The organism is Nostoc sp. 2RC (genome assembly GCF_014222165.1).
In the GTDB taxonomy this organism is placed as follows: domain Bacteria; phylum Cyanobacteriota; class Cyanobacteriia; order Cyanobacteriales; family Nostocaceae; genus Nostoc; species Nostoc linckia.
The window spans coordinates 1-25422 of the sequence record NZ_JACKZU010000073.1; the positions used below are offsets into that span (position 1 = coordinate 1).

Below are 25422 nucleotides of genomic sequence, written 5' to 3' on the forward strand. Positions count from 1 at the left end.
CACCCTCCCCAAAGCATCGGGGAGGGTTGGGGAGGGGTCTTGTCTATGTGTCGCATTCTTTTTTCAAATTGGTATAATTATGCAACGCCAAAAAATAAATTATTCTGGTTAAAGCGTTGACCCTTCTCCTATCGGAGACGCTACGCGAACGACTTCGCTCAGGGTCAACATTTTTCTGTGGAATATTTTTTTACTTGGAAGTCCCTAATATAAATCCCTGTTTTCTACCCTGGAAGTATCTGTAAAATTCCGTTTAAACTCAGTATTGTTACTCAGGTTAACTGCAACGGTTAAAGTTATTCTGTAACCAGTAATATCACATTGGCTAGGTAATAAAAGATTACAATCTCTTGATATCGAAATCCAGGTAATCACCCATGATTAAAATTGCTGTGGGTCAGAGCATCCACCACATCAATCATAATTGATAAGTGTTTAACAGGATACGATATGAGCGATCGCTCAGCAAATTTTGGCTTAACTATCTCATACCAGTTTTGTGTCAAGATGTGCCAAAACTCAGTAATGGCGATGCAACTGTAAACCAACGCAAATATCAAGAGATTGCGAAAAAACCATAATTTCGCTACCTGATTGAGTATCTAAAAAGATTTGTTAGCGAAATATCTGCCCAGGAAATAGGCAAACAATTGAGGGTGCTGTTATCACACAGCACTCTGTTTTTTTGATGATTTATATCTATGTCATAGATATATTTATTTCATAATCAATAGGGAAAATTTACTAAAAATAGGAAAAATATGTCTCTAGCTTCTCATGTTATATCTTCTTCTTTAAGTCTCTCAAAAACAGATGTGCAGAATGTTCTCCTCATTTTATATAAATTAGTAAAGCTTAGTAAATCTTCCTTACGCTACATGCAATATAACTATAACTATAATTATATCCCTCCTTTAGCTATGACGGGCGCTCTGCCATTACCAGTCATAAAAATACAGGTTCCAATTCAAGAGTTACCAAATTTAAAATGGGTACTTTCGGTAGCTCAAAAAATCACACTGATTTTAGTAAATGATGCTTTAATAAAACTAGCAAATTCTTCAGATTTTCATGTTTCTTATGGAGTGAATGGTGATACCAAAACTAATAACTTAGTCATTGACTACAAAGTAAAAGCTTTAGAAGATTTACAGCAAAAAATTCAAGCTGCTCAAAGTTGTCAAGACTTGGAAAAAGTTGCTTTAAATTTAGCATCACTTACTCAAGAAATTACAGAAGAAATTGTTGGATATAATGCATTTAGTATTGTTTCGTATAATAGTCCTACAATATCAGACTTTCAGGAAACAATTAAAAGTATTGATGAGGAATTTGAACTGCATGAATTCCATAAAGAGCCTGGAAATATAGAATTTTTAGCACCATTTAATTTAGAAGATTCAATTACAGATTTACTCAATTCTGCCTTCAAAAAAATCCTTGATTCTGATATTAAATTGTTAGAATTAAATAATATTGAAGTATCTTCTAGTGATTTGGGCTTTTCTAGCAATGAATCTGCAAGTAATAGAAGTCTCGAAGATTATAATAAATTATTTATGAAAATACCTTTACCAGAAATTAGTTCTAGGTTTAAAGAAGATTTGGTTTTTGGTTACATGCAAGTCGCTGGCCCAAATCCAATGATGCTGCAACAAGTATTACAACAAGAAGAAATTCTACAAATTAGCAACCAACAATATCAAGAAATTCTTGGTATTGGTAATGATTCTTTGGAAGCTGCAAGGCGCGAAGGTCGGCTTTATAAAGCCGATTATTCTAAGTTAAAAAATATGGAAAATGGCAGTTTTCCAAATCAACAAAAGTATATTTATTCGCCTTTAGCGTTATTTGTAGTACCACCATCTAGTAACCCATCTCGGTCTTTAATACCACTAGCCATTCAGTGTCAGTCTCAACACCCAGTATTCACACCTCTGGATGGAGAGAATTGGGCGATCGCCAAAAGCATTGTGCAAATGGCAGATAGCAATTACCATGAATTAGTTAGCCATCTTGGTCGGACTCACTTATTTATCGAACCCTTTGTAATTGCTACTAAACGGCGGTTACCAGCGAACCATCATCTCAGGATTTTACTGGAACCTCACTTTGAAGGAACCATATTAATCAATTACGGCGCACATCAACTTTTGATTGCCGATCGCCGTCAGGTAGATGCACTTTTAGCTAGTACAATTGAGAGCGATCGCCAACTTACTATTCAAGCTACCCAAGATTATTTGCATCATTTCAATGATGTAATGTTTCCCAAAACTTTAACAAGTCGCGGTGTTGACCGAATTTCTCAACTTCCTGAATATCCTTATCGAGATGATGGACTGCTGATTTGGAATGCAATTCATCAATGGGTGCGTGATTATTTAAGCAGTTACTATACCAATAGCCAACAGTTACTAGCAGACCAAGCTTTACAAAATTGGGCAAAGGAATTAATTTCCCAACAAGGAGGCCGCCTACAAAATTTTGGTGAAGACGCTTCAGGCACAATTAAAACCCTAGATTATTTAATTGATGCTGTTTCCACCATTATTTTCACAGCTAGCGCTCAACACGCTGCGGTTAATTTTGCCCAAGGGGAACTCATGACCTATGCACCTGCTTTTCCTCTAGCTAGTTACTCTCCAGCGCCTACAAATTTCTATGAAGTAGGCGACTTTATGAGTATGTTACCCCCCCTAGACCAAGCTAAAAGTCAACTGAATTTAACTTATTTGCTTGGCTCAGTTTACTATACACAGCTAGGGCAATACTCTAATTCATATTTTCAATCGAAGCCACAAATTAGTTCCGCCTTGGCAACTTTTCAAAACCAACTCAAAGCAATTGAGCAAGAAATTACTCAAAGGAATCGTACAAGAATCATGCCTTACAAATTCTTGCTACCTTCGCAAATTCCCCAAAGTATAAATATCTAAGGGACTTCCAAGTAAAAAAATATTCCACAGAAGACTGTTGACTGTTGACCGTTGACAGTCAACGACCTGAACGGGAACAATTTATTTTTTCGAGTTCCCTAATACAGTGTCATTTTCAAATTGATACAAATATGCACCAAGGGCAGAGCAGAGAGAATTAGACACTAATCAGTTATTATTTCGGTTTACCGAACTCAAAAATTATAGTAAACCGTAATCTTTTACATCTTTAATTTAGTGCGGTAATCATCATTATCTCAAGTGATGAAAACCGAATTTACAGGTCTTTTAGTCAAAGATAATATGAACATGTAAGCACAAAACGCAGTGCAAAAACGAATAAACAATAACTAATTAAAGAGAGTGAAAGTTATGGCACTAGTTCGTTGGAATCCTTGGAGAGAAATTGACACTATACAACGTCAAATCAACAGCTTATTTGAAGATACCAGAGTACCATCTACATTGTTTGACAGAGGCTTTATCAAAGTTCCGGCTGCTGAACTAAAAGAAACTGATGATGCTTTGCACTTGAAGCTAGAACTGCCAGGAATCGACGCTAAAGACCTAGATATTCAAGTCACTGAAGATGCTGTTCGCATTAACGGTGAGCGCAAGTCTGAAACTAAAACCGAAAACAATGGCACTACCAAGAGCGAATTTTACTATGGTAAATTCCAACGTGTAATTCCTCTATCTGCTCGGATTCAAAATACTAACGTCACCGCAGATTATAAAGACGGTATCTTGAATTTGACACTGCCCAAGTTGGAGCAAGAAAAGAACAAAGTTGTCAAGGTTAATCTTGAACAACCCACTGCCTAATTAGTTGTGATGCAACTACTCTACCTGCAATAGTTGATTGAAATAGTCAAAGCCCAGTTATTTGATAACTGGGTTTTTTTGTATGTAATGTCTACTTTAAAGGGCTGCGCGTTTTCCTAGCTTCCAGACAAAATACCAACAACTACCAATACTACTCGGTTAAGCATTTTGAACTCAGAATTTGGTTTGGGGAAAAGGTTAAAGGGGAAGGGGAAAAGGTTTTTTCTTTCCCTTTTCCCCTTAACCGACAAATATTGCAACAACTACATGATTTGAAATAATAAATTGTGGTAAAACAATTAGATCCTTTACATCCTTCAAAAGCAATAACAAATGACAATACTGCCGCAGTTCTACCAAACACATCTCAAGCAGAAAATAGATAGATTTTTGTGTCAACCATTTCAAAAAACTTTCTGGGGAATTGTTTGTTTAATAGTTCTGTTTGGTGTTAGTTGGATGTCTGTAAACGCGGTACAGCCCAGACGTGAGCCTCATCTGTGGCAAGTTTATGAGCAGTCCCTCAAAAAAGCCAAATATGTTGACTTAACTCATACCATCACTCCGGCAATTCCTGTATGGTCTGGTTTTGGTTCATCAAACTTTGCGCCTGCCATCAACCCAAAAACTGGTGAACCATACACTTATCAAAAGGATGGGTTTGAAGCAACTCATTACGATTTATCTACCGATCAACTAGGAACCCAATTAGATCCACCTGCTCACTGGAACCCTGACTATCCAGCTATCGATGAGTTACCAGCAACCTTTACTGTTCGTCCCCTAGTAATAATTCCCATCCAAGATAAAGTTGCCAAAGACCCCAATTATCATCTGAGTGTCAAAGATATTCAGGATTGGGAGCGCAAACATGGCAAGATTCCACAAGGCTCAGTTGTGTTTGTTCGCTCTGACTGGTCTTCATCTTGGCCAAACCCCGAACTAGCTACAAGAACTAAGTTTCCTGGGGTGAAACTAGAAGCTTTAAAGTTTCTGCACCTTGAGCGCCAAATTCTTTTCCAGGGACACGAACCCCTTGATACAGATAGCACCCCAACGCTGGAAGGAGAAGCTTGGCTGTTGAAAAATGGATATACCCAAGCAGAGGGTGTTGCAAATCTAGACCAGGTACCAGAAACAGGCGCGTTGCTTTCTATTGGGTATCCGAAATTCAAAGGTGGTTTAGGAGGTTATGCACGTTACATTGCTATCTGTCCGCCAAACTGGAAATACGGCGTTTCAGTAGGTCAAATCCCAGAGTCTCCCCTGCAAAAAGCAGATAAACCCCTCCACTGGGATACAAAATTGGGTGTACGGGTACGGTGACATGAAATAATTGGGTTCGCTCCATCGCACCTCTATAACTGCTCCATCTTTACACCAGCAACTTCCATCATCACTGTGGTAATCGGCACAAGCCGCCCCACAGTGGTGTAATAGCTATTTCCCACTGGTGTTGTTGTGGCACGCTCACGAAACCGCCCCATAGTAATCAAAAACCACTCTCGTGTCTTTGGCATCGGTAACCTGTACAGTTGACGGGTATTAACAAAGTAATAAAATAGCCAATCCGCCTCTGTGTACATGAAGCATCCCGGCGTTCCACGTTCTAAATTGCTATGGGTTTCAAAGAACAAGTTACGAGTTTTATTCCATCTATCGCCCTTAATCTCAATCAAAATTTCACTTGTGTGTGTTGTCCAAATAAGGTCAATATCTCTGCGTTGGTAGTTGGGGTCATCTTCAACGTTGTTGACGCTGACGGTTTCTGGCTTTCCCCACAACCACGCTTCAATATCAGTAGCCGCCTGATTGGCTACCTTCACTGCATCGTCCATACTGTAGGCGTAGGTCATGGTTCTAGTTCTATTTTTAGTACTATTGTACTATTTTATAGGTAGTCGTGCAAAATAAATTATTTTAGGACTTACGCAGCGCCGATATTGTCATTGCGATCGCAATAAAGTGTAGGGAAGCAATCCCAGCGATCGCCCAAGCGCCTGTGGTAGAAAGGAATTAAAAGGAGTAATGTAATAGCGGCATTTGCTGGCCTACATCCTTCAATTTTGGGAACTATAAAAATGGCGAGTACCGATAAATACTACCAAAATTGTTATGAGAACTCTTCAACAATCACCTTCGCTTAAGGCAGCATTCCAACAAAAAATCGACATCAAAAAATCTAGCAAACACCAAGAAATTCACGAAAAATTAGGTGATGGCTTTTTGGGTGGATTAGGTTCATTCATCTTTGAAGTTAACCAAGCCAAAAATAAGTTCAAAGGCAATGTAGGGGAATGGGGAGTATCACTTATCTTGCAATCTTTCCCCGATACATGGGTGATATTTAATAATGCTTTAATCCCTACTAATTCAAACTCTCTCACAGAAATAGACCATTTGATTATTGGTAACTGTGGTGTTTTTTTAGTAGAAGTTAAAACCTGGAAAGGTTCATTTACCGCTTACAAAGACAAATGGAAACGACGCGAGGGTAACAACTGGATAGCAGTTGATAATAGTCCAACTTCTCAAAGTGTTTATCATCAAAAAATGTTTACTCAGTGGATTACTTATTTAATACCTAGCCTTCCTGATGGGTTTGTTACGGCTCCAGTAGTCTTCCCAATAGCTAAATGGATAGGAGCAAATGATTGCTCAGTTCCAGTTTTACAAGGTATCCCTGCACTGCTACAGATGATAAATAGTTCTCCTAATTGTTTAACACCAATGCAAGTGGAAGCTATTGCTCAAGCCGTTGAAAACTTAACCCTGACTACAAATACTACCCCAACCGCTAAACCGATTCTTAAGCCCAAACCTATTAAACGTCAGAATCCTACAATTTGAGTATTGGCGAGGGTGCATGGCTATGCGCTTCTACGATTATCTGTACCTCACTTAACTAGGAATCGCTATATTTCTTCAAGTACATTGATAAAAGCAATCAAAAATCCATATACTGCAATTACAAGCAATGAATTAATAGCCCCTAGTTTTAGACCTACTAGGGGCTTTTTCTTAATTGATTATCCATTAGAATTAGGGCAGTTAATCGTTAGAAGTAACAGTAATTCCTTCTGGAGATTATGAATAATTGGTTCTGTTGATAGAGTAAATTTCAATGTTTGGATTGGTATTGTGTATTTGTGAGTAAAAAACGTTTATCAGGTTAACAACAATGAATCTTCTTGCTTGGATTGTTTTAGGTCTAATTGCTGGTGCGATTGCAAAAGCTATCTACCCCGGTCATCAAGGCGGTGGAATTATAGGAACAATCTTATTAGGAATTATCGGTGCTTTTGTGGGTGGTAGCTTGGGTGTATTATTCAGTACGGGAAGCTTGACATTAGCGGCTCCCACACTCAGCATTCCTGGTATTGCAGTAGCAGTTCTCGGTGCAATTGTCGCTATTTTCTTGTGGAATTTGCTAAATCGCCGCAGCACAATCTAGTATGATGTCCGGTTGGAGACTTATCATTAAGACTGACACAGAGACGCAAAGATGCGGGGACGCGGAGAGTTTTTTGATAAGTGATTAGGCGGACATGATATGAGAAACCATCGGACTTACTCAAAGTTATGAAAAACTGACCGCAAAGTCCGCACAAAAGAGGCAAGGCGCACAATGGGCAATTTTTCTGATGTAGCTTGCTTTCTTGAAGGGGTGCGACTGCTATCACAAAGGAATCAGAGTTTGAGAGAGTTTTTGCGTAAGTCCTAAATTAAATTGAAATTAATTAATAGTAAAAATCAGGGAATCCATTTGATTATATTTTCTCCCTGAATTTATATAGAAAGAATAGCGCTTACCTAATAATAGGTAAGCGCTATTATATTAATCCTATTCAGTTGTGAATGGCTGCTTTACTTTTTCCCACACTAGTCTTTATGATATTCCTCGTTCAGTTTGAGTCACAAATTTAACCTAAGCTCATATGCCTACCGTTGCCATTATCTATTTTTCTGGTACAGGTCACACTCATCTGATGGCCCAAGCTATTGCCGAAGGTGCAAGTAAAGTTGAAGACATTACTGTTGAGCTGCTACGAATTACTGGAGACCAGATTGTCAATGGTCGTTGGAAGAATGATGATGTTATGGAAAAAGTCAACCAAGCTGATGCAATTGTCTTTGGTTCTCCCACATACATGGGTGGTGTGGCAGCTCAGTTTAAGGCGTTTATCGATGCTAGTAGTGAAGTTTGGTTCCGACAAGGGTGGAAAGACAAAATTGCTGCGGGTTTTACTCACTCTAGCTCCCCTAGTGGTGACAAACAAGGGACGCTGTTATACTTAGCGACGAATGCAGCCCAGCACAGCATGATTTGGGTGAATGTGGGAGACTTGCAAAGCTTTTTATATGGTAAGGATGATGGGATTAATAGACTGGGAGGATTTTTAGGTGTTATGGGTCAAAGCCAGCTGGATATGAGTGGCAAGGAAGCAGTGCTAGATTCAGGCGATCGCCTCACCTCACTCCGCTTTGGAGAACGCATTGCACAGGCAACTAAACGTTGGTTGAAGTAGCTTTTAAGATTCCTATTAGCTTCTAGTATCCTGACATCTTAGGACTTACACACAAAGGTTATACCAATTCAAAATTCTCTGTTGGAAAGTTCCGATCGCCCATTTTTGGCGGTCAGACTTTCCTCAATTCCCTAAACTAATTAACACCCCGTAGCTTGCGAGTGTTATCAACTAAACTCTGGGCAAATTGGTCAAATCTTTGGGAAAGCTTCTCATCTAATAGCTTACCTTCAGGACTAAAAGCACTCCAAGCTTGTCCGATGGCTATTTGCTCTGGAATTACCCAACCGTGTACCCACCTCACAATTAGCCTCAGGTCATTCAAAGCATTACTATTAGACTGACCACCCAATACACTAATCAGCCCTGTTACCTTATCAGATAGTTGGTCAAAGCTCATCAAATCCAAAGCATTTTTCAAGACACCGCTAACGCCACCATGATATTCAGGTGTCGCCAAAATTAACCCATGAGCGTCACTAACTGTGTCCTGTAACCGCTTCACATCTGGGTATTCTGGATATTCCTTTGCACCAGTACAAAATGGTAATTGCAATTGCCGTAAATCGAGAATCTCTACCTCTGCACCCAAGGCTTCTACTCTTTGCATTGCAACCTGCAATGCCAGGTGGGTATAGGAATTAGGTCTTAAACTACCGCCAATACCAACAATTTTCACCATAATCAGCTCACGAATTATTAACTACCTACTAAGCTGTTACCCTTTGAACAGCACATCTTGATGGTGTTGACAGTTAACCGTCAGCAGTCAACAGCATGAATAATTGTGCAACTTCAAAGCGTAATAGCCAAGCACAAAATTTATTAAAATGAAGTCGTTATGACTATGTTTATTATTTTAGCGATTTGTATCGGAATGTGTCAAATTAAAATTTTGCAAAAAATCATTAATTTTTTCCCCTACCAAGGGGAATGCTTCGCCAACGATGTAGGAGGTACAGGACTTCTAAGTAAAGAGGTGTTCCATAAAAGAGTGTTGACTGTTGAGTGTTAACTTTATGTCCTAACCTAGTAGTGCGCCAAGTTGCCTTGGCTCTTTAAAGGGGAACGTGGGGCCCATAAAGGGGATAAGGGATTTAAAACCTTTCCCCTTTCCCCTTTAACCTTTCCCCTTTCCCCTTTCCCCCGCCAAGCCAACTTGGCGAACTACTAGTTCATTGAATTTATGCAATAGTTGGGAGACATTTGGGAATGTTTTTGTCTGGAAGTTAGACTAGATAAGAAAACTGTAATATCCAGTTATAGGGATTTTTGCTAGAAGAATAGGCATAAAACCACAGCTCAACTTCTGCCAGCAGACAAAGGGTAATTATTATGACAAATTTGCGAAAAAAAGCGTTGATAAAACAGGGGTCGTCAAAGCGTGTTGCTTGGATTGGCGGACTAGCAGCTAGTTTGATGATGTTGCCAGTAATTTTTGGAAGTACACCTGTTTTGGCACAAAAACCAGAGAGCAACTCTTTAAATTATGGTGAGTTGATTAAGAAAGCGAAGGCGGGAGAAATTGAAAAAGTTGAGCTTGATGAAGCCGAACAAATAGCAAGGGTTTATCTCAAGGGGCAAAAAGAGAACACACCACCGCAACAGGTGAGGCTTTTGGCGCAAAATACAGAATTGATTAACATTCTCAAAGATAAGAATGTTGAGTTTGGTGAGATTTCTTCAGCGAACAGTAGGGCTGCTGTTGGCTTGTTGATTAATCTCATGTGGATTTTGCCGTTGATAGCTTTAATGCTGTTGTTCCTACGTCGTTCCACTAATGCTTCTAGCCAAGCGATGAATTTCGGTAAATCCAGAGCTCGTTTCCAAATGGAAGCAAAAACTGGTGTGAAATTTGATGATGTTGCTGGGGTAGAAGAAGCCAAAGAAGAATTACAAGAAGTTGTAACCTTCCTCAAACAGCCGGAAAGATTTACTGCTGTGGGGGCACGTATTCCCAAAGGAGTATTGTTAATTGGCCCTCCTGGTACAGGTAAAACTTTACTAGCAAAAGCGATCGCTGGTGAAGCAGGCGTACCATTTTTTAGCATTTCCGGTTCGGAATTCGTGGAAATGTTCGTTGGTGTGGGTGCATCCCGCGTGCGTGACTTGTTTAAAAAAGCCAAAGATAATGCACCTTGCCTGATATTTATCGATGAAATCGACGCCGTGGGTAGACAACGGGGTGCTGGTATCGGTGGCGGAAACGATGAGCGCGAGCAAACCCTCAACCAACTGCTCACCGAAATGGATGGTTTTGAAGGTAACACTGGCATCATTATTATTGCTGCCACAAACCGTCCGGATGTATTAGATGCAGCGTTGCTCAGACCAGGACGTTTTGACAGACAAGTGATGGTGGATGCACCGGATCTCAAAGGGCGACTAGAAATTTTGCAAGTCCACGCCCGGAACAAGAAGATTGACCCTAGCGTATCATTAGAAGCGATCGCCCGCCGCACTCCTGGTTTTACCGGCGCAGACTTAGCCAATTTACTCAACGAAGCTGCCATTCTCACAGCCAGGAGACGAAAAGAAGCCGTCACCATCTTAGAAATCGATGATGCTGTAGACAGGGTAGTTGCGGGTATGGAAGGCACCGCCTTAGTAGACAGCAAGAGCAAACGCTTAATTGCCTACCATGAAGTTGGACATGCTTTAGTAGGCACATTGCTCAAAGACCACGACCCCGTGCAAAAAGTTACACTCATTCCCCGCGGCCAAGCACTGGGATTAACTTGGTTTACTCCCAACGAAGAACAAGGATTGATTTCTCGTTCCCAACTCAAAGCACGTATCACCGCCACTTTAGGCGGTCGGGCTGCGGAGGAAATTGTTTTTGGCAAGCCAGAAGTCACCACAGGTGCAGGAGACGACTTGCAAAAAGTCACAGGAATGGCACGCCAAATGGTTACACGGTTTGGGATGTCAGAATTAGGCCCCTTGTCCCTAGAAAATCAGAGTGGAGAAGTATTTCTAGGACGTGACTGGATGAATAAATCAGACTATTCTGAGGAAATTGCCGCCAAAATTGATTCGCAAGTCCGCGAAATTGTCAACAATTCCTACATCAAAGCCAAAGAACTATTGGAAGAAAACCGCGTAGTTCTGGAGCGTTTAGTAGACTTGTTAGCAGAACAGGAGACGATTGAAGGCGATTTATTCCGCAAAATCGTTGCTGAAAATGTTCAAATAGTGGATGAAAAAGTGGCTGTATCTCATCAATAGATTAGCCAATATTTAGTAGTCAATAGTTGATAAAGTCTCAACTATTGACTCTTGAAAATATAAGATTGATAAGATAACCTACTTATCTGAGTGTTGCCTGTTGCCTATTTCCTATTCCAAAGACTTTGCTAATGATTCTAATTCTTCTTTAATAGATAAAGGCTGATATCCCAAAGCAAATGCTTGAGAACTATCCAAAGAAACATCTGTTGGTCTAGGTGCTGCCATTTTTACATCTTGTTGTCGGCACGCTTTGATTCCACTAGTTGATAGTTGAAATACTTCTGCCAATAACAGACCAAAATCATAACGAGATAGTCGTTCTTTGCCACCCAGATGAATAATACCGTTGACTTTTTCTAAGGCTAATAAAAGTCCTTTTGCCGCAGTTTTGCCACTTACTGGTGTACGAAATTCATCGATAAATAAATTTAGTTCTTTGCCGTCTTTTAAAGTTTGAATAAATGGCTGAATAAAGCTTTTTGCTGTGGGTGTTTTTCCACCAAACATTAAGGGCATTCGACACACTGCGGTCATGGGATATCGCTCTAACATGCCTGCTTCGGCGATGGCTTTTTGCTCTCCATAAATGTTTACAGGACAGACGGAATCTGTTTCATGATAAGGAGGATTTAAACCATCAAAAACTAAATCAGTGGAAGTAAAAGCGCAAGGAATAGAATTATCTGCACAAAGTCCGGCAATATTGCAGGATGCTGTTACATTAATTGTGTGTGATTCTTCGGGATGAATTTGACAAAAGTTTGGTTGTGAATGGGCCGCAGTATGAATAACTGCTGCTGGTTTGATAGTCTTAAATATCTGCTGTAATTCTGGAAAGTCTGTTAAATTAACTTTGAATATTTTAACGCCAGGAATTTCTATCGAATGGGATAAACAAGTACCATAAATTTCCCATTCTTGTTTTGCAAGCTGGCAAAGATGCCATCCTAAAAAACCACTGGCTCCAGTGATTAATAATCTTTTCATATAGCAGTCCGATTTGATTAATGAACTGATCTGTATAGGCAGGCAAGAGGCAATAGGGAATAGGCAACAGGGTTATAAAAGAGTAAAGTGTACGGAATTTTGTTCAAAAATCAAATAGGATTCCTATATTACATTTAATTGAATGAGGTAATATAGCACCTGCCAGCTATGGGAATCAGGTTTGATATCTGACATTATTTGTGTAGTCAGTCAACAGGCAAAAGGGTTTCAGAGAATATGAGTGTACGGATTTATTTTCACCCAATCAAATAGGAGTCCTATAGATTGTAGACCCTGACACAAATAAGCTTTTAACCTCATCCCCTACTAGATTTTTTAGGGAAACCACAAATCTCTCCCACTACTTTGGAACTGAAATCGTCCAAAACCAAGGAATTGACCGTGGGATTTTTCACCCACTGGAAATGCTGTGACACCTAGTAAGTAAACACCAGAAAAACTAGGATTACTATAGGGGCGCAGGCCAATTGTAATTGTTTGTCCGGGAGTTACAGGTGGGTCAAAGTTAACAGTAATTGTGCGTGTTTTGCGTTCTTTAGTCACCGAACCCAGTGTTAAGGGCGTGCCTTTGCGATCGCGCGTTCCCACAAAGGCACGTGTATCATCAAGATCGTACTGGATATACTCTCCTCCTTCACGTTGAGCGATCGCTACCTTCCCAAGAGGTTCTCCAGCATTTTCCGGCACATTAATAGTAAAATAGTAAGTCCCGCCAGGAAAATTTACATCTTTATAAATAGTTACCGCCTCAACCAGCCTCGGTGGTTGAACAAAATACACCGTACCATCTCTGAGTTGCACCGCTTGAGTCGCTGGAACAGTAATTTCCGCAATACCTATTGCTAACGAAAGTGTTACGCCAAACAAAGTTGCAACACGCATAGTCAGATATAAACATATACTACTTAAATAAACAAAGGTGTTAATTCAGTAAAAAAACACCTTATTTCAATTCTAATTCTTTCGGAATAAGTGGCTTAGGAAGTATAGAAGCTTGTTTTTCCAAATCAGCAGGTTTCGTATACCACCAAGCCCAAGCAATTAAAACTCCTTGAAAAGGAAGCCTGACCACATGTACCCAAGGTGAATCTGGTATATATTCCAACTTAATATGATTAACAGCCATATTGATATTGGCAGGGAAAACCGCAATAAAAAGAGCAATAAGTCCCCAAGCCGCAGCTTGACTTACAGGCGGGACTAATAAGCCAATACCACCCAAAATTTCATAAAAACCACTCAGATAAACCAATTCCAAAGGATAAGGAAGTTGCGGTGGCATAATTTTGACATACGGTGCTGGAATCAGAAAATGCGTCACTCCAACCACAATAATTGCTATGGCAAGGATGACACGTAACCTTTCCTTATGCTGATTCATCAGTTTTGCCTCATTATATACTTACCCTCATAACTTCAGTTTGACTGACAAATGCTAATCTAGCTTGAGTCAATAGGATGAAAATGTCATTTGTAAATAACCAATAAACCTGTTCCAAAAATCTCCTTTGCGTTCTCTTCTCTGCGCCTCTGCGCCTCTGCGTGAGACAAAAAACATGACCAACGCCTTTAACCGACTCGCACCTTTCATCCAAGAATATATTTATCATCACCAATGGACTGAATTACGGCCAGTACAAATTGCTGCTTGTCAAGTCATATTTGACACTGATGCTCACTTGCTAGTGGCTGCTGCAACCGCCGCCGGGAAAACAGAAGCAGCTTTCCTCCCAGTTTTAACTTTATTACACAACTACCCCGTAAATACCATAGGTGCGTTGTATATTAGTCCTATCAAAGCATTAATTAATGACCAATTTGAACGCCTGAACGACTTACTCAAAGAAGCAGATATTCCAGTTTGGCATTGGCACGGTGATGTTTCTCAAACTCGGAAAAACAAACTTTTAAAAAATCCCCAAGGCATATTACAAATTACGCCGGAATCTCTAGAAAGTTTGTTAATTAATAAAAATAACGACTTAGTTCGCTTATTTGGTGATTTAAGGTTTGTGATTATCGATGAAATTCACGCCTTTATGGGTTCAGAACGCGGTTGTCAAATTATTTGCCAATTACAACGTTTAGCAAAAGCCACACAAAAACAACCCAGGCGTATTGGTTTATCTGCAACTCTCGGCGATTATTCCCTAGCTGAAGATTGGTTGCGTTCTGGAACCGATAAGCCAGTAATTACTCCCAAAATAGATGGGTTAAAACGCCAAATAAAATTAGCTGTGGAACACTTTTATATTAACGATGAAATAGATGAATCAGAGGCAACAGCTTACGAACAATATATTTTCAACCTCAGCAATTCTCGCAAATGTCTAATCTTTGCAAATAATCGCACACGCACAGAATCGATAATTGCATCTTTGCGAAAAATTGCCACAGAACAAAAATTACCAGATATTTATCACGTACATCATGGAAGTATATCTGCTAGTTTGCGACAAGCTGCTGAAAATGCCATGCGCGAACCCAACAAACCTGCTGTGACGGCTGCAACTCTGACTCTGGAATTAGGCATAGATATTGGGTATTTAGAGCGAGTCATTCAGTTAGATTCACCTTTGTCTGTAGCTAGTTTTTTACAACGTTTGGGGCGCAGTGGTAGAAGAGGTGAAGCTGCTGATATGCGTTTTATTTGCACTGAAGAACAGCCATTATCAGAAGCTTCTCTACCAGAACAAATTCCCTGGCAACTTTTACAATCTATCGCTATTATTCAACTTTATATAGAAGAAAAATGGATTGAGCCAATTCAACCGATTCAATATCCTTTGAGTTTGCTTTATCATCAAACCATGAGTATTTTAACAGCAACGGGTGAAATTTCACCTAATGCTTTAGCTAAACAAATTTTTGGTCTACCACCTTTCGCTGCTATTTCCCAAGAAGATTTTAAATTATTACTACGTTATTTAATTGATATCGGCCATATTCAACATACCGAACAAGGAAAATTAATCTTGGGTTTGGCCGCAGAAAAGGTGGTGAGAAAATTTCAGTTTTATGCTGTGTTTGCTGAACAACAAGAATATAGTGTGAAGCACGGTACAACGGAAATTGGTAGCATTGCTGCGCCGGTTCCTGTGGGGAATCAATTTGGTTTAGCTGGGAGAACTTGGGAAGTTGTCGAAGTTGACTTTAAAAAAAGAGCTATTGTTGTTAAACAAGCTGAAGGTAAAGCTAGTGTTTATTGGCGTGGTGGTGGTGGGACTATTCATACAAGAGTTTTACAACGAATGCGGCAAGTTTTATTTGAAGATGTGGAGTATAGCTATTTGCAAAAGAATGCTTTGCAAAGATTACAAACGGTTCGTCAATTGGTGCGGCGGGTGGGGTTAGGGAAGCAGAATATTTTGGAATTAGAGAAAGGTAAATGTTGTATTTTTCCTTGGATGGGTACTGTTGGTTATCGCACTTTGGAAAGATTACTTAATTCTTGGTGTCGGGAATCGTTGGAAATTAAAAGTATTGGTGGGGTGAGTCCTTATTATTTAACAATTAAATTAGGGAAGGGGAAATTTGAATATCTTACTGGTGAAATTGCTTCGTTATGCGAGCAAAGAATTAGTGCAGAAGATTTAGTTAGTACTTCAGAAGCGCCGGAAATTCAAAAGTATGATGAATTTATTCCTCATCCACTTTTGCGGAAAGCTTTTATTAATGATTATTTAGATATGGAAGAAGTGCGGGAAGAAGTGGCAAAGTGGTAAAAGTGTGAGAATTCAGAATTCAGGAGTCAGAAGTCATACAGTTTCTTTATGAGGCTGCGCCAAATATTAGATTTTTTCAACGCAAAGGTACGCTGAGGTTAGCGCAAAGGGGCGCTGAGGTTAATTCGCTACATTAAATATCTTCGGACTTTTCCATCTCTTGCAAAAAGCACTCTTGTGCAACAAGTCTCTTCTATAGACCCTGCAATCCAAAGCCTACAATGATTTGAACATCGATTAACCGGAATTGTTTAGATAGTGTTACTATGAAAGCATCAACCTGTACAGATTTTCTGTACAGGTTAAGCAAAAATGTACTTAATTCAATTTCAAAGTACAAAGGGAGCTTTTAATACTTATGGTTTCAGCTACTTATACTTACACACAAGCAAGAGATCATTTCTCTGAAATATGCGAAAAAGTTACTTCAGAACGTGATTTTGTAATCATTACTCGCCGTAACGCTGAAGATGTAGCTTTAATACCTCTTGATGAGCTTTCTAGTCTTTTAGAAACTGCTCATCTTTTACGTTCCCCGCGCAATGCTGAACGTTTGCTAACGGCTTTAAATAGAGCTAAATCAGGAGTTGTAAAACCTCAAAATTTGGAAGATCTTCGTGAGGAGTTAGGATTTGACAAAAAAGAAGAACCTCAAAAACCAACCCAAAGAAGAAATTCCAGTAACTCCAAAAGAAAGAAGAACAGTGTTTCAACCTGAATTTTTAGAAGACCTAAAATTTTGGGTTGAAATGGATCAACGAGTTGCCCTTAAAGCTTTGGATCTCGTCAAAGATATCTGCCGAGATCCTTTTAAGGGTAAAGGTAAACCTGAACCTTTAAAATATTTAGATCCTAATACTTGGTCGCGTCGATTAACACAGGAACATAGAATTGTATACCTTGTAAAAGATGATGAAATAGATTTTTTACAAGCTCGTTATCATTATTAATTATCAATTATCAAAAAAATAAGAGGCAAGAGGCAATAGGCAATAGGCATAAGAAATAACGTTTTCAGCGTATTTCAACTTGGTGAAGTGACTAAAGCCTTTTTGACTCCTGAATTCAGAATTCTGACTCCTGACTCCTGACTCCTGAATTCTGAATTTAAGGTAAAAACCGATCTAAAGCTGCTTTTAATTGTTCAATTTCAACTTCCATATTGCCTTCTTTTGCAGCTCTAGCAATACATTCGCTTAAATGTTCATCTAGAACAATTCGCGCAACCCGATCTAATGCACCCCGCACTGCGGCAATTTGTAACAAAACATCAGGACAAGGGCTATTTTGTTGCACCATTGTTTTAATACCACGAATATGTCCTTCTATCCGCGACAGACGATTGACAATTCGCCGTAATGACTCTTCGCTATGGATATGAGGATGGCTTAACTCTCCATGCTCATGAGTATGGTCTGTATGTTCGCGGTCTGTATGGTGATTATGAGAGTGTTCTGCTTGCTGGGATGTTGGCAAGGATTCTTTACCTAATCGGTTTGAGCCATTCATGGGTTATCAAAGGACTTGTAGTACTAAGATCCTAGCCTAGTCGTTGACCGAAAATTGTGGAGTGGTGAGATAGGGGAAGGGGACAAGGAGAATAACTCTTAACTCTTAACTCCTAACTCTTAACTCTTAACTCTTAACTCTTAACTCTTAACTCTTAACTCTTAACTCCTAACTCTTAACTCTTAACTCTTCACTCCCCACCCCCCTATCTCTACTGACGATTCGCCCTTTCTTGGGGAATAATTTCTGTTATGACTCTACCGCCAGAGTTTCCACCTTTGACGACTATGTTTTCTGTTTGCAAATTACCAACGGCTGTTTCACCGGTAAAATTTAAGGGTGGGTCAATTTGTCTATAAACTATATTTCCTTGAGCTTCAATTAATTTATTGTCTAAATACCAAGTTAATGTATTAGATTTTAATGACTGGCTACGCTGACCAACGGCGTTGACGTTACCTTTTAAATAAACCGTTTTTTGCGGGATTTTCATTTCTCCTTGATTGGCTGTGACGGTAACTTTTTCCACGCGCTGGAACATACGAGTGGGGGAGTTTGTGGTGATGGTTTCTGCGTTCATGTTCCAGGTCATAGAGTTACTAGCTATTTGTAATGGTGGGTCTAGTAAATCTAATTGGGCGTTTTTTTGGATGCTGGCTATTTTGGTTTTTAAGTTGACTTCGGCGGCATTTCCTTTGCCGCGATCGCTAATTTTATTATTTTTATAACGGTCAATTTCTACGGGCCCATCTGCAATTATTTTTTCTTCTTTAATATTCCAATTCAAATGCTCAGTTCGCATTTGCAATTGGGGATCGACGGAATTTGCTATCACTCCTCCAGAAAATTCCATCAGCTGTTCGCGAGTTTTAACTCGCGCTTCTTTTGCAACTGCTTGTAGTTTTTTATGAGTACCATTAATCTGGTTGCGGACAATCAATAACCCTTCTTGCGGACGCCATTCTAATTCATTACCTTGCAAGACAATTCCATTTTTTGGGTCTGTGGCAAATATTTTACCTTTGAGAAATAGCTGTTTACCATTTTGTTCGATGTCTGCTACATCTGCTTTTACTTGATAAACAATTTTGCCATCTTGGTACAGTTCCCCATAAGGATTTTCTGCCTGACCAATTTGTTTTTCTTTGGTGTATTTTGCTCGTTTTGCTTGGACTTTCCAAATCGGTCTTCCCACTTCATCTGCTTGTTCTAAGGTGACATCAAAGAATGTCAATTTACTATCTTGGTCTGATGAATCAGGAGTATTTGTTTGAGAAACTGTCGGGGATTTACCCCCGCAGCTAACTAATCCAATTCCTAAAAAAATGGTGATAAGCAAAATAAAGAAAGAGGAGAGTCGGGGAGTGAGTGAGGGAGATGGGGAGATGGGGAGATGGGGAGAACTTACAACAAGTTTTTCCCCTTGTCCCCTTGTCCCCTTGTCCCTTTGTCCTCTTCCCATACCCCACGCCCCATACCTAAACTGATACTTCATTCTTGGATTTCCAGGTGTCCATCGGTCGTTCTTGGGTCTTCCAAAAATCCCATACTCGACAATGGTCGATATGGATAGCTTTGACGAGGGGTTTTTTGAATATCCTCTTTAATGGCTTCTAAATCAATGTAGCGATCGCTTACATTAATTAAGCTGTCACTAGTCATGGAACGCAAACTCACCACCTCTACCCTGACACCACGATAGCTTACAGAATTGACTGCATAGGCCAAATCGCCGTCACCGCTGACTAAAACTGCGGTATCATAGGAATCGACTAAAGCCATCATATCGACTGCTATTTCTACATCCAAGTTGGCTTTCTTTGAACCATCTGGTAGTTGTACCAAGTCCTTCGCAATTACTCGATAGCCATTGCGACGCATCCACAGCAAAAATCCCTGTTGCTTCTCGTTTGTCCGGTCTACGCCAGTGTAGAAAAAAGCTCTCAGCAGCCGAGAACCTCCTGTTAACCGACATAGTAACTTTGTGTAATCGATTTCAATTCCTAATTGTAAGGCAGCGTAAAATAGATTTGAGCCATCAATAAATATGGCGACCCTACCCCGATTCTCCAAAACTTGTTCTGGTGTAAATATCGAGTCATTTTCTAAATTATTCAACATTGTTGTCATACCTCAGTTTTTATCCCTGTTATTTTTGATACAAATTAACCAGTTTTACATTCTAGTCACAGCGGTTTATGATAATGTTCCGGGGCTAATTAAGTTAAGCCCCGATAAATTTTTACCAGAGAATTAGAATTTGAACAAAATCAGAGTTTGATATGGACTAATCGTTTTTTGTCGGTTCTATGCGCTTAAAAATTGGTTGAGCTTTACCCAACTGTTGGTTACCAGATAGTAATCCCCATGTTGCATGGGTAGCAAAAGGAGCATTTAAAGAACTTTGTATTCGATCGTTAAAGTTTATTCCGAAACCTAGCTGCTGATAAATATCGCTACTGATGTTCGGAATAATTGGAGATAGCAGATAAGCTGCTAGTCTAACTGATTCTAGAACTGCGTACAGAACTTTTTCGACTTCCTGCTGCTGTCCCTGTTTATATAATGACCAAGGAGCTTGCTCATCAATAAACTTATTACTAGTTTGTACCAGTAACAAAATTGATTCACAGGCTTGATTGAAAGCTAGCTGTTCATAGGCTTGTTTTACCTGTTCCCCCAGACGTAAACCAATTGTTTTTAAAGGATTTTCGTCAGAGATTGCTTCTTTGCTGATTGGTGGTACATTATTCTCAGCGCAGTATTTCTTCACCATGTTCAGGGTGCGATTGAGCAAGTTACCTAAGTCATTCGCTAAATCTGCATTCAGAACATTAATGAATCTATTTTCATTAAAGTCGCCATCTTTGCCAAATTCGATTTCCTTAAGGAAGTAATAACGAACGGCATCACTACCATACCGTTTAACTAGCTCTACAGGATCGAGGGTATTACCCAGACTTTTACCCATTTTTTGACCATCTTTCGTCAAAAATCCGTGTCCAAATACCCGGTTTGGCAAAGGTAAACCAGCTGATAACAGCATTGCTGGCCAGTAAACTGCATGAAAGCGCAGAATATCTTTACCAATTAAGTGCAAATTAATTGGCCACCATTTCTCCAGAGCATTTGCCAAAGTTGGTTCGGCATCTGGTTCGAGTAATGCAGTGACATAACCAAGTAGAGCATCAAACCAAACATAAAGAGTGTGGTTGGGATCGGTTGGTACTGGAAAGCCCCAATCTAAATTTACTCGCGAAATCGAAAAGTCTTGCAAACCTTGATTGACAAAGCTTAGGACTTCGTTTCGTCTAGTTTCTGGTTGAATAAAATCGGGTTTTAATTGATAAAATTCTGTGAGTTTATTTTGATATTTAGATAATCGGAAAAAATAGTTTTTTTCGTCTCGCCATTCGACTTCTTTATTGGTATGAATTGGGCAAAGGCGTCCTTGTAAAAGTTCGCGTTCTTCTTTAAATTCTTCGCAAGATACGCAGTACCAGCCTTGTTGTTGTCCTTGATAGATGTCGCCAGATTTCCATACTCGTTCAAAGAATTCTTTAACGATCGCTCCATGACGAGGCGCTGTAGTCCGACTAAAACGATCGTATTGAATGTTGAGCAATTCCCATAAACTCACAAAACTAGGCACAATTTCATCACAAAAATCTTGGGGATTTTTGCCTAAATTTTCCGCTGTTCGCTGAATTTTTTGCCCATGTTCATCTGTACCCGTAATTAATAGTACCTCATGCCCCAGCAATCTCTGAAATCGCGCCACTACATCAGCTGCGATCGTTGTATAAGCACTGCCTATATGGGGGACATCGTTTACATAATATAGGGGTGTTGTCAGCGCAAATGTCTTTTGTGTTTTATTCACTAGATTCATGCAAAATAAAATCAACTTATTAAAACGTTTTACACCTTTGTTTTCTTAGCAAAACCACGCAATTATATAACATTACTACCATTTTTTCCATTAACACCTTAATATTAGCAAATTTCTTTGGTGAGCAATTGTTTTATAATACGCATTAATTCAAGTGATTTTTGCCTAAAATACAGAAATTTACTATTAAAGAAATTTCGGGAATGCTTTTGATTACATAATATTATTGTGTTCAGGAATACATAAATACTCAGAAAAAATCTAACTACCTTTATAGGTTCAGACATTTCTATCTTAAGACGGTCATGGCAATGGTAAAGAAATGTAAAACTTAAATTAAGATAAACTGCCATATTTACCGGAATATATACATTAGATATGAGTCTTAGTAGTCCGACTCTGATTTCGCAAGCTTTGTTAGCGGGGCTTTCAACACAAATGTTTCGCTATTACGAAGATCGGATTCCGCGAGATGCTAGCGTCTTGGTAGTCAGCAATCACCGCAGCTTTATGGATGCACCGATTTTAATGGCGGCGCTATCAAATCCAATTCGTTTTGCTTGTCATCATTACATGGGACAAGTGCCGATTATGCGAGAGATTGTAACCGGACAATTGGGATGTTTTCCTTTAGAATCACCCCAAAATCGCCAACAAAGCTTTTTTGTGCAATCGCAGACGCTATTGCAATCTCGGCAAATGGTGGGAGTATTTCCAGAAGGAGCAGAACCAATGGTAAAATTTACCGTGCCGAACACAGTTGGTGAATTTCAACGGGGATTTGCTCATTTAGCATTGCGGGCTGATGTGGAGGATTTAGCAATTTTGCCAGTGGCCATCGCTTCAATTGAAGAAGTTAACACTTCTGGTTTTCCCCTCAAGCTGTTGAGTTTATTCGATCCTTCAGAACCTTTATTTCAACAGTCAGGCTGGCATCCTTTAGTTGTTTATCGTCGGGTTGCCGTGTTAATTGGCCGCCCTTATTGGATTACGCCTCAACATCAAAAAAGATATCATGGCAAACAAGCCAGAACTGTTGTGGCTGAACTAACCGAATATTGTCATAACGAAATTAGCGACTTACTGCGTCAAGGGTGAGATGATTTTGGATTTTGGATTTTGGATTTCCAAGAGATAAATTATCTCATCTTGTGGGGTGGACATCTTGTCCGCCCTTGGTTGTGGGCAGAGAAGATTTTTATCCCACAAGAAAAGTTTGGTGTTTTTTGATTGGGAAGTCTCTGAATGTCAAGGTTTAGAGTTGATTGCTGGGAGGGAGTTTTTGTGTCTGGTCACAAGCAGCAAACAATCTAAAATCAAAAAGTTTTATACCATTAACTAGTGACCAATGACTAATACTTCGACTCCGCTCAGTACTAAGTGACCAATGACTACCCCAGAAGTTGAACTCAAGCCTTGTTTCCTGACACCGAAACGATTACAACCAGAATATCCGCTGTTTGTGTATTTACCAGGAATGGATGGAACAGGTCAATTATTGCGATCGCAAACCGCTGGATTAGAAGTTGGCTTTGATGTCCGCTGTTTTGCAATTCCCCGAAAAGACCTTACCAGCTGGGATGTGCTAACTAACAGTGTATTAGACTTGATCCATGCCGAATTAGAAAAAAGTTCCCACAGACCAGTTTATCTGTGTGGTGAATCCTTTGGCGGTTGCTTGGCGATGAAAGTTGCAATCAACGCACCACAGCTATTTAAACGAATTATCTTAATTAATCCTGCTTCCGCCTTTCAACTGCGTCCTTGGTTGAATTGGGCATCGCAAATTACTTACCTAGTGCCATCAGGATTATATGATGTTGGCGCACTGGGATTATTGCCCTTTTTAGCATCTTTGCCAAGGATATCTCGCAGCGATCGCCATGAATTGTTAAGAACTATGCGTTCTGTGCCGGCACAAACAGTTCATTGGCGGTTGTCTTTACTGCGGGAGTTTAATGTTGATGAAGAGAAATTGCGCCAGTTAACGCAACCAGTTTTGTTAATCGCTGGTGGTAGCGATCGCCTTTTGCCTTCTGTGAGTGAAGTCAAGCGGATAGCAAATATCATACCAAACACCAAGATTGTGGTGCTGCCCCATTGCGGACATGCTTGCTTGCTAGAGCAAAATATGAATCTCTATGAAATCCTCAAAGCCAACGATTTTTTACAAAATCAAGCTGATAGCGTTACACAGCAACAGTTGAGAGGATAGATTCAGGAGCGATCGCATTTCTATGAGTGCAAATTACTCATCAGCTTTAGCACATTAGACTTCTAAAAGAAGTCGGGAAAAGGGGAAAGGTTTGGTATTTTACCTTTCTCCTTTAACAATAACGGTAAATAGTCTTGTGTTTCTATTCCATTGGGAAATGCACACTGAATCAGTTTATAAGTACTTAAAAGATAAAGTGCAACAGTAATTTGCATGGTTAATCCATAACTTGTACTTTTCGAGGGATGTCAAGCCGATGAAAATTCGCTACAAACTAAAGAAAGAGGCTTTAGAGAATGGTGTTTAACAATGACAGATCAATCCCAAGAAATAGAAGCAAAAAAATTAGTTAATCCATCGATAGAAACAGACAAAATAAATATTCAACACCAATCATCAGTTGAAAATAAAACGTCTCTATTAGAATCTTTTGCTAAAACTGTTGTTGAAACGAGCAAAGCAGTTTTAGACACAGCAGTAGGTGTAGGACAAGCAGCAACTAAACAAACACACAAGTTAATTGAACAAACAACTCAAACTGGCGGTACAGTTGTAAATCACCTAAGTGAAAATTGGCTAATTAGAAAACTATCTGGAGTATTAAATCTCAATTGGTTATTTGGTGCTAGTGATAGTGTTGATTTACAAAAAGCAGAAGTGGCAGTCAAAAAGCTCAAGGAAAAGTATCCCAACGAATCACCAAGCCAAATAGCTCACCGCATCATGATGGACAAAGCAGCAAGAGCCGGTGGGATTGGTTTAGCAACGAGTATTTTACCAGGATTTGCACTGACATTTTTGGCAATTGATTTAGCAGCCACAACAAAATTGCAGTCAGAAATGGTTTATGAAATAGCATCTGACTATGGGCTAGATTTAAAAGATCCTGCCCGCAGAGGTGAAGTTTTAGCAATTTTTGGTTTGGCCTTAGGTGGAGGCCGTCTTTTGAAAGCAGCGGGATTAGGGTTATTACGAAATGTGCCCTTTGCTGGTGCAGCGATCGCCGTTAGTTCAAATGCGACGATGATTTATTCATTGGGCTATGCTGCTTGTCGATTTTATGAAGCCAAATTAGATGAATCGACTTCCCTCAATTCTCCAGAGACATTATCAGCATTAAAACAACAAAGTGAAGAATATCTGCAAACTGCCATCGCTCAGCAAGCCATCATGGATCAAATTTTAGTTCACATGATCCTCGCCAGCCATCCCGAAAAAACTTGGTCAGAAATTTTGCCAGAATTACAAGCTATAAATTTAAGCCCTGCGTCCCTAAAAGCCATTACTGAAAACATCAAATCACCCAAGCCTCTAGATACACTGCTAAATCAACTAACCCGTGATTTTGCCATACCATTATTAGCTCAGTGTCGCAAAATTGCCCAACTTGACAACCAGACTACACCAGTTGAACAGGAAATAATAGACGCGATCGCCAATAAATTTGATTTGAGTATGGGGGATGGGGTATAGGAAGAGGACAAGGGGAAAGGGAAAGGGAAAGGGGGAAAGGGGAAAGGGGAAAGGGTAAAGGGGAAAGGGGAAAGGT

At 39.7% G+C, this 25422-nt stretch carries 23 protein-coding genes; 14 read left to right on the forward strand and 9 right to left on the reverse strand.

Translation table 11 applies throughout. The annotated features are described in order from the left end of the window. The first annotated feature begins 431 nt into the window (after window positions 1-431). The 4 genes from GNE10_RS11090 to GNE10_RS11105 all read left to right on the forward strand — a co-directional run bounded on the left by GNE10_RS11090 (window position 432) and on the right by GNE10_RS11105 (window position 5090). Window positions 432-581, forward strand: a complete 150-nt coding sequence (locus tag GNE10_RS11090) for a hypothetical protein (RefSeq protein WP_185565227.1) — start codon at window positions 432-434, stop codon at window positions 579-581. A 180-nt stretch (window positions 582-761) separates the two neighbouring features. Then, window positions 762-2939: a lipoxygenase family protein gene (locus GNE10_RS11095; RefSeq protein ID WP_185565228.1), complete on the forward strand. Its 2178-nt coding sequence runs from the start codon at window positions 762-764 to the stop codon at window positions 2937-2939. Window positions 2940-3311: 372 nt separating this feature from the next. Beyond that, window positions 3312-3764, forward strand: a complete 453-nt coding sequence (locus tag GNE10_RS11100; RefSeq protein WP_185565229.1) for an Hsp20/alpha crystallin family protein — start codon at window positions 3312-3314, stop codon at window positions 3762-3764. A gap of 333 nt (window positions 3765-4097) precedes the next feature. Next, on the forward strand, window positions 4098-5090 hold the full coding sequence (locus tag GNE10_RS11105; protein WP_185565230.1) for a cyclase family protein: 993 nt from the start codon (window positions 4098-4100) through the stop codon (window positions 5088-5090). A 32-nt stretch (window positions 5091-5122) separates the two neighbouring features. On the opposite strand, the gene GNE10_RS11110 is transcribed toward GNE10_RS11105, so the two are convergent. Continuing rightward, on the reverse strand, window positions 5123-5620 hold the full coding sequence (locus GNE10_RS11110; protein WP_185565231.1) for a hypothetical protein: 498 nt from the start codon (window positions 5618-5620) through the stop codon (window positions 5123-5125). Window positions 5621-5879: 259 nt separating this feature from the next. On the opposite strand from GNE10_RS11110, the gene GNE10_RS11115 reads away from it, so the two are divergent. From GNE10_RS11115 to GNE10_RS11125, 3 genes are all read left to right on the forward strand, one after another. Further along, on the forward strand, window positions 5880-6614 hold the full coding sequence (locus tag GNE10_RS11115; RefSeq protein ID WP_185565232.1) for a nuclease-related domain-containing protein: 735 nt from the start codon (window positions 5880-5882) through the stop codon (window positions 6612-6614). 331 nt (window positions 6615-6945) lie between these two features. Continuing rightward, window positions 6946-7218, forward strand: coding sequence for a GlsB/YeaQ/YmgE family stress response membrane protein (locus tag GNE10_RS11120; RefSeq protein WP_099072107.1), 273 nt, complete (start codon window positions 6946-6948; stop codon window positions 7216-7218). A 484-nt stretch (window positions 7219-7702) separates the two neighbouring features. Then, a complete protein-coding gene (locus tag GNE10_RS11125) occupies window positions 7703-8293 on the forward strand; it encodes a flavodoxin family protein (protein ID WP_185565233.1) in 591 nt (196 codons plus the stop codon). 136 nt (window positions 8294-8429) lie between these two features. Here the strand turns inward: GNE10_RS11125 and GNE10_RS11130 are convergent, their stop codons facing one another. Beyond that, window positions 8430-8975 (reverse strand): NADPH-dependent FMN reductase, encoded by a 546-nt coding sequence (locus GNE10_RS11130; protein ID WP_099072108.1) that lies wholly within the window; start codon window positions 8973-8975, stop codon window positions 8430-8432. A gap of 653 nt (window positions 8976-9628) precedes the next feature. Here GNE10_RS11130 and ftsH point away from each other — a divergent pair. After that, window positions 9629-11521: an ATP-dependent zinc metalloprotease FtsH gene (gene ftsH, locus GNE10_RS11135; protein WP_185565234.1), complete on the forward strand. Its 1893-nt coding sequence runs from the start codon at window positions 9629-9631 to the stop codon at window positions 11519-11521. Between the two features lie 111 nt (window positions 11522-11632). On the opposite strand, the gene GNE10_RS11140 is transcribed toward ftsH, so the two are convergent. From GNE10_RS11140 to GNE10_RS11150, 3 genes are all read right to left on the reverse strand, one after another. After that, window positions 11633-12511 carry an NAD(P)-dependent oxidoreductase gene (locus tag GNE10_RS11140; RefSeq protein ID WP_185565235.1) on the reverse strand — a complete coding sequence of 293 codons (879 nt, stop codon included), beginning with the start codon at window positions 12509-12511 and terminating at the stop codon, window positions 11633-11635. A 336-nt stretch (window positions 12512-12847) separates the two neighbouring features. After that, entirely contained in the window at window positions 12848-13414 is a 567-nt protein-coding gene (locus tag GNE10_RS11145; protein ID WP_099072289.1) for a DUF2808 domain-containing protein, read from the reverse strand. A gap of 61 nt (window positions 13415-13475) precedes the next feature. Further along, window positions 13476-13913, reverse strand: a complete 438-nt coding sequence (locus GNE10_RS11150) for a DoxX family protein (protein WP_185565236.1) — start codon at window positions 13911-13913, stop codon at window positions 13476-13478. Between the two features lie 175 nt (window positions 13914-14088). Between GNE10_RS11150 and GNE10_RS11155 the strand changes: the two genes are divergently transcribed. The 3 genes from GNE10_RS11155 (at window position 14089) to GNE10_RS11165 (ending at window position 17207) form a co-directional block, all read left to right on the forward strand. Further along, complete coding sequence (locus tag GNE10_RS11155; protein ID WP_185565237.1) at window positions 14089-16257, forward strand: DEAD/DEAH box helicase; 2169 nt, start codon at window positions 14089-14091, stop codon at window positions 16255-16257. Window positions 16258-16615: 358 nt separating this feature from the next. After that, a complete protein-coding gene (locus GNE10_RS11160) occupies window positions 16616-16975 on the forward strand; it encodes a type II toxin-antitoxin system Phd/YefM family antitoxin (RefSeq protein ID WP_185565238.1) in 360 nt (119 codons plus the stop codon). Then, complete coding sequence (locus GNE10_RS11165; RefSeq protein WP_185565239.1) at window positions 16962-17207, forward strand: Txe/YoeB family addiction module toxin; 246 nt, start codon at window positions 16962-16964, stop codon at window positions 17205-17207. The genes GNE10_RS11160 and GNE10_RS11165 overlap by 14 nt, the downstream gene beginning before the upstream one ends. A 157-nt stretch (window positions 17208-17364) precedes the next feature. Here the strand turns inward: GNE10_RS11165 and GNE10_RS11170 are convergent, their stop codons facing one another. The 4 genes from GNE10_RS11170 to metG form a co-directional block, all read right to left on the reverse strand. Beyond that, the gene (locus GNE10_RS11170) at window positions 17365-17766 is read right to left on the reverse strand and encodes a metal-sensitive transcriptional regulator (protein ID WP_185565240.1); all 402 of its coding nucleotides are present in this window, start codon (window positions 17764-17766) and stop codon (window positions 17365-17367) included. A gap of 211 nt (window positions 17767-17977) precedes the next feature. After that, on the reverse strand, window positions 17978-19261 hold the full coding sequence (gene lptC, locus GNE10_RS11175; protein ID WP_260446860.1) for an LPS export ABC transporter periplasmic protein LptC: 1284 nt from the start codon (window positions 19259-19261) through the stop codon (window positions 17978-17980). Further along, window positions 19258-19887 (reverse strand): NYN domain-containing protein, encoded by a 630-nt coding sequence (locus tag GNE10_RS11180; protein ID WP_096541968.1) that lies wholly within the window; start codon window positions 19885-19887, stop codon window positions 19258-19260. Before GNE10_RS11180 ends, lptC begins: the two co-directional genes overlap by 4 nt. 166 nt (window positions 19888-20053) lie before the next feature. Beyond that, entirely contained in the window at window positions 20054-21658 is a 1605-nt protein-coding gene (gene metG / locus GNE10_RS11185; RefSeq protein WP_185565241.1) for a methionine--tRNA ligase, read from the reverse strand. Window positions 21659-22036: 378 nt separating this feature from the next. Here metG and GNE10_RS11190 point away from each other — a divergent pair, with 378 nt between their 5' ends. The 3 genes from GNE10_RS11190 (at window position 22037) to GNE10_RS11200 (ending at window position 25346) form a co-directional block, all read left to right on the forward strand. Next, the gene (locus tag GNE10_RS11190) at window positions 22037-22756 is read left to right on the forward strand and encodes a 1-acyl-sn-glycerol-3-phosphate acyltransferase (protein ID WP_099072283.1); all 720 of its coding nucleotides are present in this window, start codon (window positions 22037-22039) and stop codon (window positions 22754-22756) included. Between the two features lie 289 nt (window positions 22757-23045). Continuing rightward, window positions 23046-23873 (forward strand): alpha/beta fold hydrolase, encoded by an 828-nt coding sequence (locus GNE10_RS11195; protein ID WP_185565242.1) that lies wholly within the window; start codon window positions 23046-23048, stop codon window positions 23871-23873. A 309-nt stretch (window positions 23874-24182) separates the two neighbouring features. Beyond that, complete coding sequence (locus tag GNE10_RS11200; RefSeq protein ID WP_185565243.1) at window positions 24183-25346, forward strand: EcsC family protein; 1164 nt, start codon at window positions 24183-24185, stop codon at window positions 25344-25346. Window positions 25347-25422 lie beyond the last annotated feature (76 nt).

Excerpts from the sequence above, each read along its gene's own strand:
- GNE10_RS11095 (WP_185565228.1), top strand. The coding sequence starts at position 762 with ATGTCTCTAGCTTCTCATGTTATATCTTCTTCTTTAAGTCTCTCAAAA.
- GNE10_RS11100 (WP_185565229.1), top strand. The coding sequence starts at position 3,312 with ATGGCACTAGTTCGTTGGAATCCTTGGAGAGAAATTGACACTATACAA.
- GNE10_RS11105 (WP_185565230.1), top strand. The coding sequence starts at position 4,098 with ATGACAATACTGCCGCAGTTCTACCAAACACATCTCAAGCAGAAAATA.
- GNE10_RS11110 (WP_185565231.1), bottom strand. The coding sequence starts at position 5,620 with ATGACCTACGCCTACAGTATGGACGATGCAGTGAAGGTAGCCAATCAG.
- GNE10_RS11115 (WP_185565232.1), top strand. The coding sequence starts at position 5,880 with ATGAGAACTCTTCAACAATCACCTTCGCTTAAGGCAGCATTCCAACAA.
- GNE10_RS11120 (WP_099072107.1), top strand. The coding sequence starts at position 6,946 with ATGAATCTTCTTGCTTGGATTGTTTTAGGTCTAATTGCTGGTGCGATT.
- GNE10_RS11125 (WP_185565233.1), top strand. The coding sequence starts at position 7,703 with ATGCCTACCGTTGCCATTATCTATTTTTCTGGTACAGGTCACACTCAT.
- GNE10_RS11130 (WP_099072108.1), bottom strand. The coding sequence starts at position 8,975 with ATGGTGAAAATTGTTGGTATTGGCGGTAGTTTAAGACCTAATTCCTAT.
- ftsH (WP_185565234.1), top strand. The coding sequence starts at position 9,629 with ATGACAAATTTGCGAAAAAAAGCGTTGATAAAACAGGGGTCGTCAAAG.
- GNE10_RS11140 (WP_185565235.1), bottom strand. The coding sequence starts at position 12,511 with ATGAAAAGATTATTAATCACTGGAGCCAGTGGTTTTTTAGGATGGCAT.
- GNE10_RS11145 (WP_099072289.1), bottom strand. The coding sequence starts at position 13,414 with ATGCGTGTTGCAACTTTGTTTGGCGTAACACTTTCGTTAGCAATAGGT.
- GNE10_RS11150 (WP_185565236.1), bottom strand. The coding sequence starts at position 13,913 with ATGAATCAGCATAAGGAAAGGTTACGTGTCATCCTTGCCATAGCAATT.
- GNE10_RS11155 (WP_185565237.1), top strand. The coding sequence starts at position 14,089 with ATGACCAACGCCTTTAACCGACTCGCACCTTTCATCCAAGAATATATT.
- GNE10_RS11160 (WP_185565238.1), top strand. The coding sequence starts at position 16,616 with ATGGTTTCAGCTACTTATACTTACACACAAGCAAGAGATCATTTCTCT.
- GNE10_RS11170 (WP_185565240.1), bottom strand. The coding sequence starts at position 17,766 with ATGAATGGCTCAAACCGATTAGGTAAAGAATCCTTGCCAACATCCCAG.
- lptC (WP_260446860.1), bottom strand. The coding sequence starts at position 19,261 with ATGAAGTATCAGTTTAGGTATGGGGCGTGGGGTATGGGAAGAGGACAA.
- GNE10_RS11180 (WP_096541968.1), bottom strand. The coding sequence starts at position 19,887 with ATGTTGAATAATTTAGAAAATGACTCGATATTTACACCAGAACAAGTT.
- metG (WP_185565241.1), bottom strand. The coding sequence starts at position 21,658 with ATGAATCTAGTGAATAAAACACAAAAGACATTTGCGCTGACAACACCC.
- GNE10_RS11190 (WP_099072283.1), top strand. The coding sequence starts at position 22,037 with ATGAGTCTTAGTAGTCCGACTCTGATTTCGCAAGCTTTGTTAGCGGGG.
- GNE10_RS11195 (WP_185565242.1), top strand. The coding sequence starts at position 23,046 with ATGACTACCCCAGAAGTTGAACTCAAGCCTTGTTTCCTGACACCGAAA.
- GNE10_RS11200 (WP_185565243.1), top strand. The coding sequence starts at position 24,183 with ATGACAGATCAATCCCAAGAAATAGAAGCAAAAAAATTAGTTAATCCA.